The sequence below is a fragment of the Aquabacter spiritensis genome (assembly GCF_004346185.1).
In the GTDB taxonomy this organism is placed as follows: Bacteria; Pseudomonadota; Alphaproteobacteria; order Rhizobiales; family Xanthobacteraceae; genus Aquabacter; species Aquabacter spiritensis.
The window spans coordinates 131,989-149,542 of record NZ_SMAI01000004.1; the positions used below are offsets into that span (position 1 = coordinate 131,989).

Annotated in this window: 17 protein-coding genes; 9 read left to right on the forward strand and 8 right to left on the reverse strand. The window is 69.8% G+C overall.

The window, feature by feature from the left end; all coding sequences use genetic code 11:
• Positions 1-26: 26 nt before the first annotated feature.
• Positions 27-1,445 carry an alanine/glycine:cation symporter family protein gene (locus EDC64_RS08710; RefSeq protein WP_132030895.1) on the reverse strand — a complete coding sequence of 473 codons (1,419 nt, stop codon included), beginning with the start codon at positions 1,443-1,445 and terminating at the stop codon, positions 27-29.
• 247 nt (positions 1,446-1,692) lie between these two features.
• On the opposite strand from EDC64_RS08710, the gene EDC64_RS08715 reads away from it, so the two are divergent.
• The 4 genes from EDC64_RS08715 (at position 1,693) to EDC64_RS08730 (ending at position 4,833) form a co-directional block, all read left to right on the forward strand.
• Positions 1,693-2,820: a hypothetical protein gene (locus tag EDC64_RS08715; protein WP_132030896.1), complete on the forward strand. Its 1,128-nt coding sequence runs from the start codon at positions 1,693-1,695 to the stop codon at positions 2,818-2,820.
• Positions 2,821-2,849: 29 nt separating this feature from the next.
• Positions 2,850-3,602 (forward strand): alpha/beta fold hydrolase, encoded by a 753-nt coding sequence (locus tag EDC64_RS08720; protein ID WP_132030897.1) that lies wholly within the window; start codon positions 2,850-2,852, stop codon positions 3,600-3,602.
• A gap of 120 nt (positions 3,603-3,722) precedes the next feature.
• Entirely contained in the window at positions 3,723-4,556 is an 834-nt protein-coding gene (gene cysE, locus EDC64_RS08725; protein WP_132031044.1) for a serine O-acetyltransferase, read from the forward strand.
• A gap of 64 nt (positions 4,557-4,620) precedes the next feature.
• The gene (locus tag EDC64_RS08730) at positions 4,621-4,833 is read left to right on the forward strand and encodes a DUF3126 family protein (RefSeq protein WP_132030898.1); all 213 of its coding nucleotides are present in this window, start codon (positions 4,621-4,623) and stop codon (positions 4,831-4,833) included.
• Between the two features lie 417 nt (positions 4,834-5,250).
• Here the strand turns inward: EDC64_RS08730 and EDC64_RS08735 are convergent, their stop codons facing one another.
• On the reverse strand, positions 5,251-5,676 hold the full coding sequence (locus EDC64_RS08735) for a DoxX family protein (RefSeq protein WP_132030899.1): 426 nt from the start codon (positions 5,674-5,676) through the stop codon (positions 5,251-5,253).
• A 98-nt stretch (positions 5,677-5,774) separates the two neighbouring features.
• Here EDC64_RS08735 and EDC64_RS08740 point away from each other — a divergent pair, with 98 nt between their 5' ends.
• Positions 5,775-6,689 carry a LysR family transcriptional regulator gene (locus EDC64_RS08740; protein ID WP_132030900.1) on the forward strand — a complete coding sequence of 305 codons (915 nt, stop codon included), beginning with the start codon at positions 5,775-5,777 and terminating at the stop codon, positions 6,687-6,689.
• Between the two features lie 12 nt (positions 6,690-6,701).
• Here EDC64_RS08740 and EDC64_RS08745 read toward each other — a convergent pair whose 3' ends face one another.
• Complete coding sequence (locus tag EDC64_RS08745) at positions 6,702-7,157, reverse strand: hypothetical protein (RefSeq protein ID WP_132030901.1); 456 nt, start codon at positions 7,155-7,157, stop codon at positions 6,702-6,704.
• Between the two features lie 254 nt (positions 7,158-7,411).
• On the opposite strand from EDC64_RS08745, the gene EDC64_RS08750 reads away from it, so the two are divergent.
• Positions 7,412-7,912 carry an invasion associated locus B family protein gene (locus tag EDC64_RS08750; protein ID WP_132030902.1) on the forward strand — a complete coding sequence of 167 codons (501 nt, stop codon included), beginning with the start codon at positions 7,412-7,414 and terminating at the stop codon, positions 7,910-7,912.
• Positions 7,913-7,971: 59 nt separating this feature from the next.
• Here EDC64_RS08750 and EDC64_RS08755 read toward each other — a convergent pair whose 3' ends face one another.
• The 4 genes from EDC64_RS08755 to EDC64_RS08770 all read right to left on the reverse strand — a co-directional run bounded on the left by EDC64_RS08755 (position 7,972) and on the right by EDC64_RS08770 (position 12,572).
• Complete coding sequence (locus EDC64_RS08755; RefSeq protein WP_132030903.1) at positions 7,972-9,204, reverse strand: MFS transporter; 1,233 nt, start codon at positions 9,202-9,204, stop codon at positions 7,972-7,974.
• Between the two features lie 176 nt (positions 9,205-9,380).
• Positions 9,381-9,935 (reverse strand): Spy/CpxP family protein refolding chaperone, encoded by a 555-nt coding sequence (locus tag EDC64_RS08760; protein ID WP_132030904.1) that lies wholly within the window; start codon positions 9,933-9,935, stop codon positions 9,381-9,383.
• 143 nt (positions 9,936-10,078) lie between these two features.
• A complete protein-coding gene (locus EDC64_RS08765; protein WP_132030905.1) occupies positions 10,079-10,990 on the reverse strand; it encodes a metallophosphoesterase family protein in 912 nt (303 codons plus the stop codon).
• A 205-nt stretch (positions 10,991-11,195) separates the two neighbouring features.
• Positions 11,196-12,572, reverse strand: coding sequence for an NAD(P)H-dependent oxidoreductase (locus EDC64_RS08770; RefSeq protein ID WP_132030906.1), 1,377 nt, complete (start codon positions 12,570-12,572; stop codon positions 11,196-11,198).
• Positions 12,573-12,732: 160 nt separating this feature from the next.
• Between EDC64_RS08770 and EDC64_RS08775 the strand changes: the two genes are divergently transcribed.
• Entirely contained in the window at positions 12,733-13,983 is a 1,251-nt protein-coding gene (locus EDC64_RS08775; protein WP_132030907.1) for a glycoside hydrolase family 2 TIM barrel-domain containing protein, read from the forward strand.
• A gap of 39 nt (positions 13,984-14,022) precedes the next feature.
• Here the strand turns inward: EDC64_RS08775 and EDC64_RS08780 are convergent, their stop codons facing one another.
• Positions 14,023-14,442 carry a MerR family transcriptional regulator gene (locus tag EDC64_RS08780; protein ID WP_132030908.1) on the reverse strand — a complete coding sequence of 140 codons (420 nt, stop codon included), beginning with the start codon at positions 14,440-14,442 and terminating at the stop codon, positions 14,023-14,025.
• 263 nt (positions 14,443-14,705) lie between these two features.
• Here EDC64_RS08780 and EDC64_RS08785 point away from each other — a divergent pair, with 263 nt between their 5' ends.
• Positions 14,706-16,949: an SEL1-like repeat protein gene (locus EDC64_RS08785; protein ID WP_132030909.1), complete on the forward strand. Its 2,244-nt coding sequence runs from the start codon at positions 14,706-14,708 to the stop codon at positions 16,947-16,949.
• A gap of 70 nt (positions 16,950-17,019) precedes the next feature.
• Entirely contained in the window at positions 17,020-17,526 is a 507-nt protein-coding gene (gene ruvC, locus EDC64_RS08790; RefSeq protein WP_132030910.1) for a crossover junction endodeoxyribonuclease RuvC, read from the forward strand.
• The last annotated feature ends 28 nt before the right edge of the window (positions 17,527-17,554 follow it).

A 17,554-nucleotide genomic window follows, 5' to 3' on the forward strand; every position in this document is an offset into this window, starting at 1 on the left:
CCTGCCCGGCCGCGACGGAGCCGGCCTCAGCGCCGGCTCCAGATCTCGGTGTCGATCTCGCCGGCCAGTTCCGGCAGGTCGCTCGCGACGAAGGTCGGGCGCTGCCCGGCCCGGCGCTGGGCGACATAGGAGCGGGTGAGCTTCACCACGATCCCGGACAGCAGCACGATGGCGACCAGATTGATGCTCGCCATCAGGCCCATGGAGGCGTCGGCCGCGTTGAACACCGTGGCGACGCTCTCATAGGCGCCCCAGACCACCATCCCCAGGACGGCGAGCCGCAGGAGGGTCATCGGCACCCGGCCCTCCAGGCCGAGAAAGGTCATGGCGTTCTCGGCATAGGCGTAATTGCCGATGATCGAGGTGAAGGCGAAGAAAAAGATCGCCACGGCGATGAAGATGGTCCCGGCGCTGCCGATATGGACCGCCATCGCCGCCTGGGTGAGCTGGGTGCCGGTGACGCCGTTGCCCGGCTCGAACACGCCGGACAGGAGAATGAGGCAGGCGGTCGCGGTGCAGATGACGATGGTGTCGATGAACACGCCGAGCGCCTGCACGAAGCCCTGGCTCGAGGGATGGTGCGGATCCGGCGTCGCGACGGCGGCGATGTTGGGGGCGCTGCCCATGCCGGCCTCGTTGGAGAACAGGCCGCGCTTGACGCCGTTCAGCATCGCCAAGGCAATCGAGCCCGCGACGCCGCCGACCGCCGGTTCGAGGCCGAACGCGCTGCGTACGATCAGCGCCAGCACGCCGGGAACCTCGGAGGCGTTCGCGACGAGGGCGTAGATCGCCACCGCGACATAGCCCGCCGCCATGAAGGGGACGACGATCTCGGCCACCTTGGCGATGGTGGAAATGCCGCCGAAGATGATCACGGCGGTCACGGCCGCCACCGCGATGCCGGTCCAGATCTTCGGCAGACCGAACGCGCCCTCGACCGCGTCCGCGATCGAATTGGCCTGAACGGCATTGAAGATGAGGCCGAAGGACAGGATCAGGCAGACCGAGAACACGGCCCCGGCCCACGGCGCCTTCAGCCCGCGCGAGATGTAGAAGGCCGGCCCGCCGCGATAATGCCCTTCCTCGTTCTTGATCTTGTAGAGCTGGGCGAGGGTGCTCTCGGCATAAGCGGTCGCCATGCCGAGCGACGCGACGATCCACATCCAGAAGATCGCGCCCGGCCCGCCGAGATACAGCGCGACCGCGACGCCGGCGATATTGCCGGTGCCGACGCGCGAGGCGAGCGAGGTGCACAGGGCCTGGAACGGCGAGATGCCGGCCTTGTCGGTCTCGCCCGAGCCGATGACGCAGCGGATCATTTCCGGGAAATGCAGGATCTGCACGAAGCCGAGGCGCAGCGTGAAGAACACGCCGACGGCCAGCAGCCCGTAAATGAGGACATAGCCCCAGAAAATGGTGTTGATGAAATCGATCACACTGTCCATCGCCGTGCCCCTCTGCCGTTAGCCGGCTGTCTTCCCAATCGAAAGCTAGAGGGTGCCGAAGGCGCTGGGAAGCCGGCAGGCGCTTCAAGACTGCGCGCGCGGCGCTTATTGTTTGGCGCTCCTGGTCACACCGAGGGCAGAATGGACCGCGCGGCCGGCCGGAACCGCCGCCGGCGGGCGGGGCGTGCCGCACGGGTCGGCCCGGGGCCGCCCCGCAATCCGCCGCAATGAGGCGCAATCTGAACCCATGACCCGTCTCGTCGCCGTCCTCGCGCTCGCCGGTTGCCTCGCCGGGCTCGCCCCCTGGGCCCTGCCGGCGCTGCGCGATGGCTTTCATCTCGTTCTGGGGCGCGAGGACCCCGCCACGCTCGCCGACCTCGAACTGGCCTCCCGGACCCCGGAGGATGCGGCGCGCGAGATTTCCGCCGCCCTCGCCGCCGGCGATCCGGACCTTGCCGCCTCGGCCCAGGAATGGGCCGATGCGCGCGGGCTGGAGCTGGCGCCCGAGCTGCGGGCCCGGGTCGCGGCGGAACAGACCGATGCCGCGATCGCCCTGCGGGGGGCGCGCAGCTTCGGCTCCGGCTTCGTCACCGGCGCGCCGGACGATCTGCCGGGCCTCGCCGGGGCGGCGGCGGGCGACCTCACCGTCTGGGGGGATCTGCGGGACGCGGCGCGCGAGGGTTGGCACTACGCGCAGGGCGAGGAGGTCGACACCCTCCTCCTCGGGCTTTCGGCCGCCGGGCTCGCGCTCACCGCCGGCACCTATGCGACCCTGGGCGGCGGCGCCCCGGCACGGATGGGCCTCTCGCTGGTCAAGGCGGCCAAGCGCACCGGGCGGCTCTCGGCCGCGTTCGGCGCCTATCTCGGGCGCTTGGTGCGCGAGAGCCTCGATCTCGGCGCGCTGCGCCGGGCCGGCGGCAGCTTCGATCCGGCGGCGCTGAAGGGCGTGGTGCGGCCGCAGGGCGTCGCGCGGATCGGCGCGCTCATGAGCGATCTCGGCACGGTCCAGGCCAAGGCCGGGACCCGCGCGGCCTTGGCCGGCCTCGCCGTGGTCGAGGACGGCGCCGACGTCCGGCGCCTCGCCAAATTGTCGGAGAAGAAGGGCGGGCAGACCCTGTTCGTCCTGCGGGCGCTCGGGCGGGGCGCGCTCGCCATCACCGGCGCGCTGCTCTCCTTCGTCTGGTGGGGATTCGGCGCGGTGGTCTGGCTGGTCTGGCTGATCGCCGCCTTCAACGGCGTCTGCGTCGCGCTGGCGCGGCTGTGCTGGCGCCGGCCGGGCCGCGCGCGGAGCGCCCGGCGCCGGGATCGCGTGGCGCGGATTGCGCCGCCCCGCGGCGCGAAAGACGGTTCCGTCGCGCCCAATCGCGCTTTATAGGGTCCGGCGCCCGAACCCCGGAGACCCGCATGCCGACCTTTTCCTCCGACGGACTGGACTTGGACTATCTGGAGGAGGGCACGGGCGATCCGATCCTTCTGATTCACGGCTTCGCCTCCACCAAGGAGGTGAACTGGGTCAATACCGGCTGGTTCAAGACCCTGGTCGGCGAAGGACGGCGGGTGATCGCGTTCGATCATCGCGGCCATGGCGGCTCGGCCAAGCTCTATGCGCCGCCCGATTACGACACCCGCCTCATGGCCAAGGACGCGCTGCGCCTGCTCGAACATCTGCGGCTGCCGCGGGCCGACATCATGGGCTATTCCATGGGGGCGCGGGTCGGCGCGCAGATGGCGCTGCTCTATCCCGAAGCGGTGCGCGCACTGGTCATGGGCGGGCTCGGCATCCATCTCGTCGACAGCGTCGGCCTGCCGACCTCGATCGCCGACGCGCTGGAGGCGCCGAGCCTCGACGATGTCGCAGATCCCATGGGCCGCATGTTCCGCGCCTTCAGCGATGCCAACAAGGCGGATCTCAAGGCGCTCGCCGCCTGCATCCGCGGCTCGCGCCAGACCCTCTCGCGCGAAGAGGTGGCGCAGATCCGCCAGCCGGTTCTGGTCGCGGTGGGCACGCGCGACACGATTGCGGGCGATCCGCACGCGCTCGCCGCCTTGATGCCGAACGGCACCGCGCTCGACATTCCCGGCCGCGACCACAATCCGGCGGTCGGCGACAAAGTGTTCAAGCAGGGCGTCCTCGACTTCCTGTCGCGCAGGCCCTGACGGGGCGCCGTGCGCGGGGCGGGGTGCGCCGGTCCGCCGGCCTGTGCTAGAAGTGTGGCGAAAACGATCCATCGGGAGGCTGCAATGGCCCAATCCCTGTTCCAGGCGCCTGCGCCGAACATGACCAAGCCCGCGAGCGAACGCCGGCACGACGTGGTCGATCCGGTATGGGCGCGGCTGCGCAACGAGGCCGACGAGGCGGCGGAAAACGAGCCTCTGCTCGCCGGCTTCCTGATCGGCGCCGTGCTCGGACACGACAGTCTGGAGGCGGTGATCGGCGCCCGCATCGCGGCGCGGCTCGATCATGCCGAATTGCCGGGCGCGCTGATCCGCGCCGCCTATCACGAGGCGGTTGCCGCCGACCGCGCGATCTCCCATGCGGTGCGCGCCGACATCATGGCGGTGGTCGACCGCGATCCCGCGGCCACCCGCGCGCTTGAGCCGGTGCTCTATTTCAAGGGCTTCCACGCGCTCCAGACGCATCGGCTGGCGCATTGGCTGTGGGGCCGCGGGCAGCGCGATTTCGCGCTGTATCTTCAGAGCCGCGCCTCCTCCGTGTTCGACGTCGACATTCATCCGGCGGTGCCGGTGGGACGTGGACTCTTCCTCGACCATGCGACCGGCATCGTCATCGGCGCGACGGCCGCGATCGAGGACGATGTGTCGATCCTGCAGGGCGTGACGCTCGGCGGCACCGGCAAGGAGACCGGAGACCGCCATCCCAAGATCCGGCGCGGCGTTCTGATCGGCGCGGGGGCGAAGGTGCTCGGCAATATCGAGGTCGGCCATTGCGCCCGCATCGCCGCCGGCTCGGTGGTGCTGAAGCCGGTGCCGCACAATACGACGGTCGCCGGCATTCCCGCCAAGGTCGTCGGGGAAGCGGGCTGCGCCGAACCCGCGCGCGCCATGGACCAGATGTTCGACGACCATATTTTCGCCGGCGCCGATATCTGACGCGCGGAGCCGGCTCGTACGCGTGGCTGGCTTGCAGCCCCACGCATCCTTGGAGGACAGACGTTTGGAAAAGACCGAGCTGGAACGGGTTCAGCGCTATTTGCGCACCTTGTTCGGAAACCCGCAGATCAAGGTGACGGCGCGGCCGAAGAAGAAGGATTCCGCCGAGGTCTATCTCGGCGATGAGTTTATCGGCGTCCTGTTCAAGGACGAGGAGGACGGCGACCTGTCCTATAATTTCCAGATGGCGATTCTCGACGCCGATCTCGAGGATTGACCGAAGCCGGGCGGCGCGGCGCTTCTTCGCGGCGCCGCCAAGGCCGGACTTTGAAGCGCGGGTTTCAGAGAGCGGGGGCTGACGGTCCCCACCGCGCACGCATCTCGCGCTTGGGGTTCCCCTGAGCGCCCGCCGACACCCGGCCGGATGCCCCCGCCACACCGTTTCCGCTGTGAGAACCGGCAGAGGGCCTTGCCCGTAAGGGGCGAAGGCCGGCGCGGAGCCGCGTCCTGCGCCGACTGATCACCGCTCCGATCGTCTCCGATCGGTCCACCAGCGCTCTCAAAACGGGGGCGGGCGCACGTCTGTGCCCTCGGGTACAGGCTGGGACAGGCAAAACCCCATCGCTTTCGCGACGGGGTTTGCCGGTTGTCCGGGGCATGCCCAGTCGGGCCTGCCTGTCGGCGCCGTCGCGGATCAGGCGGCGGCGGGTGCCGGCCGCGGCAGCAGGGGCGCCGGGCGCAAAGCGAAGGCCCCTTCGCCGGAAAGGCCTACCACGAGCGAGGCCACGATCAGGAAAGCGGGATATTCCCAACCGCCGCCCGGCGCGGAGAACACCCAGCCATTGCCGACATGAACCATCATGGCGCCGGCCATGACGGGGATCAGCAGGACGGCGACCTGACGGGCATGGACACCGAACAGGATCAGCAGGCCGCCGACGAGTTCGGCGAGGAAGATCGGCCAGGCGAGAAAGGTCGGCAGGCCGACCGATCCCAGGAAGCCGGCAAAGCCGGGTATCGTGAACAGAACATACTTCATCAGAGCATGGGCGATCCACATGACGCCGAGCGCGGCGCGAAGCAGGAACAAACCATAGGGAGCGGTGCGGGGATCGATCATCGGTGCCTCCATCGAGTGCGATGGCAAAGACCTAGCGCGCCGGATCTTGCAATGCCATACTCAGGATTGCCGCTGTATATTTGCGTGGATGCAATAAGATGATCGCGTGGGATGATTTTCGCCTGGTTCAGGCCGTTGCCGCGACGCGGTCCTTGGTGGGCGCGGCGGATCAGCTCGGCATCAACCATTCAACCGTTTTCCGGCGGCTGAACGCGCTCGAGGGCGCGCTCGGCACGCGCCTGTTCGAGCGCGCGCGCACCGGCTATGCGCCGACCCCCACGGGCGAGGAGATGGTGCGGCTCGCCGAGCGCATGTCGGACGAGGTCGCCTCGGTGGAGCGCCGCATCACCGGGCGCGACCTGCGTCCCTCCGGGGAATTGCGCATCACCACCAACGACACGATCCTGGTCCATCTTCTGACGCCGATCCTCGCGTCGTTCCGGCGCGCTTACCCCGAAATCCAGCTCGACGTGGTGATTTCCAACCAGACGCTCAGTCTGACCAAGCGGGATGCCGACGTGGCGATCCGGGCCAGCGAGCGGCCGGGCGACACTTTGGTCGGGCGCCGTCTCGCCACCATCGGGTGGGGCGTCTACGGCCGCGCCGATGCGCTCGCGGACGCACCATTCGACAGCGAGCGGTTCCGCACCGAGGATTGGGTGGGGTTCGCCGAGAACCTCTCCACGATCCGGCAGGCAAAATGGCTGCGCGAGCGGGCCGGGGAGGGGCGGATCGTCTATCGGGTCAATACGGTGCTGGGGCTTGCCGAGGCGGCCGCGGCGGGGATCGGCCTTGCCGTGCTGCCCTGTTTCATCGGCAGCATCACGCCGGGACTGCGGCGGCTCGCGGGGCCGGAGCCGGATATGGAATCCGGCCTCTGGCTGGTCACGCATCCGGATTTGCGGACGACGGCCCGGGTGCGCGCCTTCATGGACCATGCCGGCCGGGAGATCGGCCGCCGCAAGGCGATGATCGAGGGCCGCGAGGAGGCGCCTTCGGACGTGTCCGATTAGGCCGCGGGGGATTTATTCCGCCGAGGCCTCGGCGCTCACGGAGGGGCGCGCCTTGCGCCGGCTCGCGACCTTCGGATTTTCGGTGCTCAGGCGCGTAAAGTCGCACCACATGGTCTCGACGCCGGCCAATTGGCCGCGAAACGTCGCCGCACCGGTCTTCACCACCTCGAAGCACGGCTCGAACGTCATGCCGTCGACGAAGCCGCAGACATTCTCGCCGCGCACCCGCACGGTGTTCGGCGGCAGGCGCACGAACCGCGCCGAGCCCTGGGAATTGAAGGTGATGGTGCCGATGACCGAGCCGTCCGGGAACACCCGGCCGGCTCCGGTGGAGCCTTCAAAGCACGAGAAGGCGAAGGTGCGCCCTACAACGAAGGCGCGTGCCTGGTCGGGATTCAGTGTCTGCGCTGAGGCCGCCCCTGTCCCGAAAAAGGCGATGCCGGCTGCCGCGAGGAGGATGCTTCGCATGGGCCTTTGATACGATGACGATGGTTAACAAATACGATGCACCGGCCTGTCCGGGGCAGCAAGACGGCCGGCGCGCCGGGATGCCGCGGGCCGGTCGATTGCCGCCGACCTGTTGCCGTCGGGACGCGTTTGGCGGTGCCTTCGTAACGGTCCCATCCAGATTTCGTAAATCCGCCATTTCCCAGCGTTAACTGGACATTAAAATTCCGGCCTGACTTAATAGAGCTGCCTGAAGCATAGCATCGGAGAGCGACATGCTGACAAAATCGGCTCTGCCAGCCCTTTTCTTGCTGGCCAGCGGGCCGGCTCTTGCCACCGTTCCGGAATCCGCGGGGAGCTTCCAGGATTGGAGCGCCTGGGTATACAAAGAGGGTGGGCGCCCGCATTGTTACATCTACGCGCAGGCGGTGGAGAAGGCGCCGGCGCGGCTCGACCATGGCGACGTCTCCTTCTTCGTCCGCTCGGTGCGCCAGGCGGCGACCAAGACCGAGGCGAGCCTCAATGTCGGCTACGACTTCCAGCCCGGCTCGACGGTGCGCGCCGCGATCGGCGACGAGACCTTCCAGCTCATGGTCAAGGGCCAGAATGCCTGGCTTCCGACCGCGGAAGAGGAAGACGATTTGCTCGCGGCGATGAAGGGCGGCAGCGAGATGTCGATCCGCGCGACGTCGCGTCGCGGCAACCCGACCAGCTACACCTTCTCTCTGGACGGCGTGACCGCGGCGATTCAGCAGATGCAGAAGCAATGCCCCTGAGACCGCGGCGCGTCTTTGGATCGATCAGGCCGGCGGGTCCGGCCTGATCGATCTCGGATCTAGACCGCGCCGAGGACGGGCCGGGCGACCGGCTGCTCGCGAATCGGCAGGTTGATCGCCGCCGAGGCGAAGGACAGCGCCACCGAGAGCCACCACACGATGCCGTAGGACCCGGTCGCCTCATAGAGCACCCCGCCCAGCCACACGCCGAGGAAGCCGCCGACCTGATGGCTGAAGAAGGCGAAGCCGTAGAGCATCGCCATATAGCGCGTGCCGAACATCAGCATGACGAGGCCGGACGTGGGCGGCACGGTCGACAGCCAGAGCAGGCCGATCGCCGCGCCGAAAATCAGGCAACTGAGCGGCGTCGTCGGCACGAGGATGAAGGCGGCGATGGCGATGCCGCGTCCGGCATAGATCGCCGCGAGCAGATATTTCCGCGAGAACCGCGTGGCGATGGCCCCGGCACTGAGCGAGCCGACAATGTTGAACAGGCCGATCAAGGCCAGGGTCGAGGCGCCCACCGCGGCCGTCACCCCCTGATCGGCGAGATAGGCCGGCATGTGCACGGTCACGAAGGCGAGCTGGAAGCCGCACGTGAAGAAGCCGAGCACCAGAAAAACGTAGCTCGGATGGTTGAACGCCTCGCGCAGCGCGCCGGTGAGCGATTGCGGCGGGGAGGCCGCGCTGGACGTCGCCGCGTTGCCGCGCGTCGCGAGGGCGAAGGAGAGCGGGATCACCAGCAGCACGACCGCGGCGAACACCAGAAGGGTCTCCTGCCAGCCGACCTGGGCGATCAGCCCGGTCGCGAGCGGCGGGAACAGGAACTGGCCGAAGGAGCCTGCCGCTGTGCCGGCGCCGAAGCCGATCGAGCGCCAGCGCTCCGGCAGCAGCTTGCCGAAGGCGGCGAGGACGAGGTTGAAGGAACAGGCGGAAAGCCCGAACCCGACCATGACGCCGGCGCTGAGCTGCAGCAGCGAGGGCGTCGTCGCCATCGACATCATGGCGATGCCCGCGGCATACAAGACCGCGCCGACGCACAGGACGCGGACGGTTCCGAAGCGATCGGCGATCGCCCCGGCGAACGGCGAGCCGAGCCCCCATAAGAGGTTCTGGACCGCGAGGGCGAGACCGAACACGTCGCGCCCCCAGCCGAATTCGTTGGACATCGGGAGCAGGAAGAAGCCGGCGCTGGCGCGCGGCCCGAAGGTCAGCGTCGCGATCAGGCAGCCGGCGCACAGCACGAGCACGGTCGAGGCGGCGGCGACCGGCCGGGTAACAGGGAGACTCATCGGGCGTTTCCGCGTCGGGAAAGACAGCCTTCCCGTTCACGCCCATCCTAAATCGTAAGTGATCCGATCGAAAATCAAACTTCGTCACGTCAGGTATGAGCAACGCTCATGTCTCGCGGCGCCTTCCCCCTCCCCGGAGGCGCCGGGAGAGGGGGCGGACGCGTCGCATCCTCAGCTCAGCCGCGGCGCGGACCGGGAGGGCCGCCCTGCGGACCGTGCGGGCCGCCGTGCGGGCCCATCGCCCGGAATTCCTTCCGCAGCAGGATCTGCAGCCGGTGCTTCTGGCCGTCGTCGAGGGTCTGGTAGAGCGGACCGGCGGCATCGGCGATCTTTGTGAGATCGGCGGCGCGCTTGGTCATCATGTCGGCCTGGAACCGCAGGCGGGCGATCGGATCCGGCTCGGCCGACCGCGGGCGGTCCGCCCGTTCGGCGCGGCGCGCGACGGCGTCCTTGGCGGTGTCGCGCAGCGCGGCTTCGACCGCCGGCCAGAGCTTGTCCTGGTCCGGCGTCAGCTTCAGACCGGCCTTCAGGGCGGCGATGCGCGCATCGAGCAGGGCGGCGCGGTCTTCCTGGGTCGGCTTCCAGCGCGGTCCGGCATCTCGGCCGGCATCCTGACCGGCCGCCGGCGGGCCGCCCGGAGGACCGCCCGCGGGCCCCGGGTTTGCGGCATAGGCAATGGCAGAACCGGCGATCAAGGCGGCTGCGGTGGCGGCGATAACGGTTTTCTTCATGTCTCATCCTCCGATGATGTTTGAAGGGTGCGGCCGTTCGCGCTGTGGTTCAACTTAAACTTCTGTAATTGATCTTTCGATCATCTTAGATAAATTGAACGCCTATTCACCTACATTACAGTTTGGAAAGGTCCGGGCCGTCTTCAGGCAGGCGCAAGAAGGTCTCTCTGATCGCGAACCTTGACCGTGGCATCGCCCGGCGCATAGCCGCGCGCCTCCATGCTGCAGGTCCAGGCGCCGGGCGTCCCGCCGATCCGGTAGATGTTGTAACGCCCCGCGCCGCGGGAATCGTCCGGCCCCGCGGAGGCCGAGGGCACGCCGACGACCGGCACCATCGCGTCTCCCGAGCGGATATGGCCCAAGGAGGCGCGGTGGTCGTGGCCGTGCAGCACCAGTTCCGCGCCGGCTTCGGCGATCACCCGGCGAAACGCCGGCGCATCGCGCAGGTCGCGGTGATAATGGCGTTCGCCGACGGGCGGGTGGTGGATCAGCACGACCCGGAACAGGCCTTCCTCCTTCAGCCGCCCGAGGATCGCCGCCAAGCGGCCGAGCTGCGCGTCGCCGACTTCGCCGCTGGCGAGGAAGGCGGCGGTCGGGATCGCCGTCGAGACGCCGACGATGGCGACCGGGCCGCGCCGCCGCACGAAGGGAAACGACTCGACGTCGAGCGGCGTGTCGGGATGGCTCTCGTCGCCGGACAAAAACGGTGCCCAATGCTCCAGATGATAGCTCAGCGCCGAATGGACATACGTGTCGTGATTGCCGGGAATCACGGTCACCTTGTCCGCCGGCCCGAGCGAGGCGAGGAAGGTCGCGCCGGTGTCGAACTCGGCCGGCAGGCTGACATTCACGAGGTCCCCGGTCACCGCGATATGGTCGAGCGGCTGGCCGAGGAGGTCCGCCATCAAAGTGGCGAGCGTCGCCTGCCCGAAATTCCGCCGCCGCGCGCCGATCCAGTTCATCATGCCGAAGAAGCGCTTGCCCAGCAGTTCCGAGATGCGGGCCTCCGGGATCGGGCCGAGATGCGGGTCCGAGAGGTGGGCGAGCACGAACATGCGGGGAACCTGCCGGTCTTGAAGGCCGCCCGCAACGGGGAGGCGGGAGACTTCGAAGGGAGGATGTAGCGCGCGCACCCCGGTTTGCGCCAGTTGGAATGCTCCGAACCGGCGTCCGCGCCGTCGATGCAACGCTCCAGAGGGCAAAAATGTCCCCGCCTCGCCCGATCCGGCGCGCGCGGGCGGCCGAGCCCAGAGCGACCGGTCAGCCGGGGGCCTGTGTCCCTGCGACCGCGCGCAGGCCGAACATCGCCTCCATGTCGCGGCGGATCCGGACCACCGGGCTGTCGGCGATCTCGACGTCGGCCCATCCGATAGCCGTGCCCTGCGCCACACGGCGCGTCAGCCGCACGCCGTGGGCGAGGCCGATCGGCAGAACGCCCGCCGCGAGGGAGTCGGGCGCGCGCATCAATCGGCCATAGACGGTATAGCCGCCTTCGCCATCCAGCGTCTCGCCGACGTCGAGGTCGCGCTTCGCCACCGCGGCGACGTCGGCATGAAAGCCGATGGGGCAGCCGGTCGGTTCGTGGCGCAAGCCGGCGCTCGCCACCGAGATGCCGAGTTCCAGCCCGATCAGATGGTAGGGGCGATAAAGCGCGGTGTACCGGCCCGAGGGGTCGGTCACCAGGCCGTATTCCTTGAAGCAGCGCCGCGCATAATCGCCGCCCGCGGCGGGATCCGCGCCGAGCACGACATAGACGCCCCAGCGCAGATCGCGGAACACCGGCCGCCCGTCGGTCTCCAGCGAGGAGACCACTTCGACCATGCCCGCGGTCTCCAGAACGCCGCCCTCCGCCCGGGGCCGCAGGATGCGGGGCAGGTCGTCGACGCCGCAGGGCGGGAAGAGCAGGCCGTCCCGCGGCGCCTGAAGCCCTGTCATGTTGGAAATCGCCGCCATCTCGATGGCGGATTTCGTACCGTCGACGAAGGAATTGAACATTTGCGGGTTCATCCCGCCGGCCTGCGCCATGTCCGGCGCGATGGCGAGATTGTCCCACACGGTTTCCGGGGTCGACTGGTGGAAGGCGGGCAGATGGCGCGTGCCTTTGCCGGCGGCGATCACCTGAAAGCCGCAGGCCTGCGCCCAGTCGACCATCTCGCACACCAGCGCCGGCTGATCGCCATAGGCGGCGGAATAGACGACACCGGCATCGGCCGCGCGACGCGCCAGGAGGGGGCCGGCGAGCACGTCCGCCTCCACCGTGACCATGACGACATGGCGCCCCGCGGCGATGGCGGCGCAGGCGTGGCGGATGCCGGCGGCGGGGCTGCCGGTCGCATCGATCACCACGTCCAGCCCGTCGGCCGCGATCAGCGCCTCGGCATCGTCGGTGATCGCCACTTTGCGGCTCGCCACGGCGTCGGCGAAGCTTGTCGCGAGGTCGTCCGCCGCCCAGCCGGTCTGGCGCAGCGCGGCCCGGGCGCGCGCGGGCGACAGATCGGCGATGCCGAGCACATGGAGACCGGGCGTCGTGCGCGCCTGGGCGAGGAACATCGCGCCGAACTTGCCGGCGCCGATCAGGCCGACGCGCAAGGGGCGGCCCTCGCGTTCGCGCGCGGCGAGCTTGCGGGCGAGATTCATGGCGTTTCCTTCCACATGCTTCGGCGCCGGCCTTCGGGCCGGTCGGACCGCCGCCTCGCGCAGCCGCCTGTGCGCTGCGCTTGCGTGCCGCAGGTCACCGGCACAATAAGGGCATGCTCGCGTTCTTGTCTCTCTGCGGTTCAACGAAGGCACGGGTCCCATGCGTTGCTGGTTCAAGCTCCTGGCATCTCTGTCCGCCCTTCTTCTCCCGCTTCTTCCAGCCGCCGCAGCGGCGACCGTGGTCACGGTCCGTGGCACCGAAATCCTGGTCGACGGGGTGCCGTTCATCGCCAACGGGGCATCCGGGACGTCCCGGCTCGGCGAGTTACGGGCGACCGGGGCGACCGTGCTGCGGACCTATGGGGAGGAACCGGGGGAAATTCTCGACGCCGCGCAGCGCGCCGGGCTGAAGGTGATCGTCGGCTTCTGGCTCGAACATCCCCGGCGCGGCTTCGATTATGCGAGCCGGCCGGCGGTGGAGGCGCAGCTCGTGAATTTGCGGCGCATGATCGACCGTTACCGCAACCATCCCGCGGTGCTCGCCTGGGGCATCGGCAACGAGGTGGAGACGGAACTCTCCCCGGCCGAGGCGCAGGCGGTCTGGCCCGCGATCGAGGAAGCGGCCCGGCTCGCCAAGTCGCTGGACCCTTCGCACCCGGTCATGGCCGTGCTGGCGGATACCGGTGAAGCGAAAGTGGCGGCGATCCGGCAAATGGCCCCCAGCATCGACGTGCTCGGCCTCAATGCCTATGGCGACAGCCTTCCGACTTTGGTGGCCCGGGCCCGCGGGCAGGGCTGGACCGGGCCGATCATCGTGACCGAACTCGGCGCGCTCGGTCAGTGGCAGGCCGGCAAAACGCCGTGGGGCGCCCAGATCGAGCCCACCAGCAGCGAGAAGGCCGACGCGCTCCGGCGCTACCTCGCCCTCCTCGCGCAGGCTCGCGTCGGCGCGCTCCCCTTTTATTGGGGGCAAAAGCAGGAGGTGACCCCGACGTGGCACAGCCTGTTCCTGCCGACCGGCGAATGGACCGAGCCGGTGCAGGCCATGGCCCAGGCCTGGGGCGGCAGCCCGCCGGGCGGGGGCAATCGCGCGCCGCGCATTCTGACCCTGAGCCTGACCGGCCCTGCGAGTTTTTCGCGGGAGGCGGGCGCCCAGGCGAACCTCCGGGCGAGCGACCCCGACGGGGATCCCCTCAAAGTCGAATGGCAGGTGATGGCGGAGACCCATGTGCGCGGCGTGGGCGGCGATGCCGAACCGGTGCCGCCGAGCTTCGGCCAGGCGCTACGGGCCGCGAGCGATACCGGCGTGCGCATCGCCGATCTCGCGCCGGGACGCTACAGGCTGTTCGTGACCGTGCGGGACGGGCGCGGCGCCGCCGCCACGGGCAATATTCCCTTCGAGGTCAAATAGGACGCCCGCGGGCGGGCGCCCGCTCGGGGCGGCCCGGCGTCAGGCGGCGGTGAGCCGGGTCGCCGCGTCGCGCAGTTCGGCGATGGCGGCGTCGATCTCGGCGCGCTGCCGCTCGAGCTGGGTGAGCTGGCTGAGGCAGCGTTCGCGGGTGAGCGCCAGGCCCCGGGTTCCGGCGGTGCCTTCTCGGGCCGCCACGAGGCCGCGGATCTCGGAGAGCGTGAAGCCGAGCCGCTTGCCCTTCAGGATCAGTTCCAGCCGTTCGCGGTCGGTCGCGCTGTACAGGCGGGCGAGGCCTTCGCGGCGGGGGGAGAGCAGGCCTTTGTCCTCGTAGAAGCGCAGCGCCCGCAGGGTGACGCCGAAATCCCGGGCGAGATCGCCGATGGTATAGACGTCCTCGCTCGCATAGATCCTGCCGGGTTGAGCCAGGGCTTCCTGCCCGCCGAAGGCGTTCGCATCCATCCGCACTCTCCTCTATCGGTCGCTGCGCGACTGATCCGATGGGCGCCGGAAGCGCGACGCACATGTCGCTGCCGCCGGACATGTCAGGAGATAGGCGCAAAGACGGGGCAGAGGGAGAAGGTCGCGGGCTCCCTAAGGGAAAGTAACAGTTACATGGCAGCATTCTGAAGGCGTTAACGCGTGGTTTACCAAACTTCGCGGACTCTGATGTCGATTCGCGGCGGTGCTCGACCCGACGTCGCGTTCCGATTCAGGGGAGCGGCATGGAACCCTCGTTCGATATGGAGCGCGAAATCGCGTCCGCCTGGAGCCAGACGCCGGTCCGCGTGGGCAATACACTCCTGCGGTCCGTTCCCACAGCCGATCAGGATCTCGGCCGAAATCCCGCCGATGCGGAAGACGACATGCCGGCGAGCGCGGCCCAGGGGGTTCCGCCCGCCTTCGCGCCCGGTGCCCTGGATCTGCTGCGCGAGCGCGTGGTCCGCATGCGCCGCGACGCCGGGGGACGGGCGGAAGAGCGGCCGATCTTCACGCGGGAGTTCCAGCCGGAGGCGCCGGTGCCGCAGGCTTGGGCCGGATCGCCGCTGGCTGACGCAGCGGATGCCGACTATGTCGACGACGCGCCGTCCGCCGACACCAGCCCGGGCCTGGCTCGGCAGCTCTCGCAGATCCGGGACGCCCTCGACCGGTTGGGCGGAGCGGACCAGCAGACCCCGCTCGCGCTCGCCGTCGTCGCGCTGGGACGGAAAATCGACCTTCTGAACGCCAAGGCGCTCGATCCGGTGGCGCTGCGGCGCCTCGAACTCCAGACCACGGAATTGCGCGCCGCCGTCGAGCGCGCCGTGAAGCTGCGGGAGCCGGAGGCAGACGGGACGCCGCCGGCGTGGCGCGATTATGCGGACGAGATGCGCGCCGCCGCCCGTGCGGCCGCCGAGACCCAGGCCCGCATGGACCGCGAGCTCGAGGCCCTGCACGCCCGTCTGCAACGCGTCTCCGCCGAGATCGAGGCCCTGCCGGAGGAATTCGCGGCGGCGCTCGGCGAGCAGGTCGCCCTGCTCCTGGCGCGGATCGAGGACGGGGCGGGCGTCGAGGTCGCGGCCTTGGCGCCCCTGGTCGACGTAATCGAACGCCATTTCATCGCTCTGACCGCGCGTCTCGCCGCCTCCGACGCCCGCCTGGAGCGGCTGGACGGCATCGAACAGGCGCTCGATCGGATCTCGCTCCAGATGGAGGATCTTCAGCACGCCTCCGCCGACGTCTCCGCCGAGGCGGTGCAGGCGGTGGCGCTGCGCCTCTCGGCGCGGGACGATGCGCCGGCGGTCCTCGGCCTCAAGCGCGGGCTCGCCGAACTCGAGGCGCGGCAGCGCGCGTTCGAGGCCCGCACCGAGGATCTGCTCGTGCGCGAGCTGGAGCTCGAACTGAAGGACCTCGCCGGCCGCACGCCGACCCCGCGCGGCCGCCGGGCGACCGCCGAGGCCGAAGACGATGTCTGGCCCGATGCCGGCCTGATGCCGGCTGTCGATCTCGATCGGCGGATCTTCGATCCGGCGATCGGCGACGAGATCGCCGCGCCCGGCCCCGCCACCCGCGCCGACTGGCTCGCCGCAGCGGAGCGCGCCTCACGGATCGACCATGCGCCCCGCAGGGCGACCCGCCGGCTGCGCCTGAACCTGATCGGACGCGCCGCCGTCCTCACGGTGGCGGTCGGCCTCGCCGGCCTGACGGTGCTCCAGGTGGTTTACCCGAATGCGTCGCACGCCCGGCCCGCGCCCGGACAGGCGACTGACGCCCGGTCGGCTCAGACCCCCGCGCCGGTCCAGGCGTCGGACCCGGCGCGCCTGCCGATGCCGGCGGTGCCGGACGATCTGCGCACCGCGGCGCTGGCGGGCGATCCCGCGGCGGCCTACGAGATCGGGGCCCGGTTCACCGATGGCCGCGGCGTCGAGGCCAATGCCGCCGCCGGCAAGCAATGGCTCGCGCTCGCGGCCGCACGCGGCTCGGTGCCGGCGGCCTACAAGCTCGGCAGCGTCTACGAATATGCCGACCGCAACTATGTCGAGGCCCGCCGGCTTTATGCCTGGGCGGCCGAACGCGGCAATCTGCGGGCGATGCACAATCTCGGCGTGCTCGCCACCGCGGGCGTCGACGGGCGGCCGGACTGGGCCGCCGCCATCAAATGGTTCCGCCAGGCGGCCGAGCGCGGCCTGCGCGACAGCCAGCACAATCTCGGCATGATCTTCGCGCGCGGCCTCTCCGGCACCACCGACTTCGCCGAGGCGTTCAAATGGTTCGCGGTCTCCGCCGCGAACGGCGATACCGACAGCGCCCGCAAGCGCGACGATCTGGTGCGCCGGGCCGACGAGCCGACCCTCAATCGCGGGCGCGCGATGGCGGCGGCCTTCGTGGCCGCGCCGATGGACAAGGCGGCGAACGTCGTGGCGGTGAAGCCCGAATGGGACAAGGTGGTGTCGGCGAACGCCGCCCCGGCCGCCCGGTCCGGCACCTGACCCACCGCCTCTGCCGCGCGCCGCGAAAGAAGCGCTTGGTCGGCGGCGCCCGGCGGCGCAGGTTTCGCGCATGCACACCGTGATTCGCATTCTGGGCCTCGATCCGGGCCTGCGCCGCACCGGATGGGGCGTGATCGAGTGTGCGGGGACGCGCCTCGTTCACGTCGCCTGCGGCACCGTCTCGCCGCCGGACGACGCGCCGATGGCGGCGCGCCTCGCCCGGCTGCACGAGGGGCTGACCGCCGTCATCCGCGAATTCATGCCCGACGAGGCGGCGGTGGAGGAGACGTTCGTCAACAAGAATCCGGCCTCAACGCTGAAATTGGGCCAGGCCCGGGGCGTGGTTCTCCTGGTCCCCGCGCTCGCCGGGCTGCCGGTCGCCGAATATGCCGCGCTCCTGGTCAAGAAGACCGTGGTCGGCGCGGGCCGGGCCGAGAAGCAGCAGATCCGGGCGATGATCGGCGTGCTCCTGCCGGCGGCCGCGCCGCAGACCGAGGATGCCGCGGATGCGCTGGCGGTGGCGATCACCCATGCGCATCATCGCGGCAGCGCGGCGCGGCTGAAGCTTGCGCTATAATCGGGGTACCGGCGGGGCCGGGCGGGGG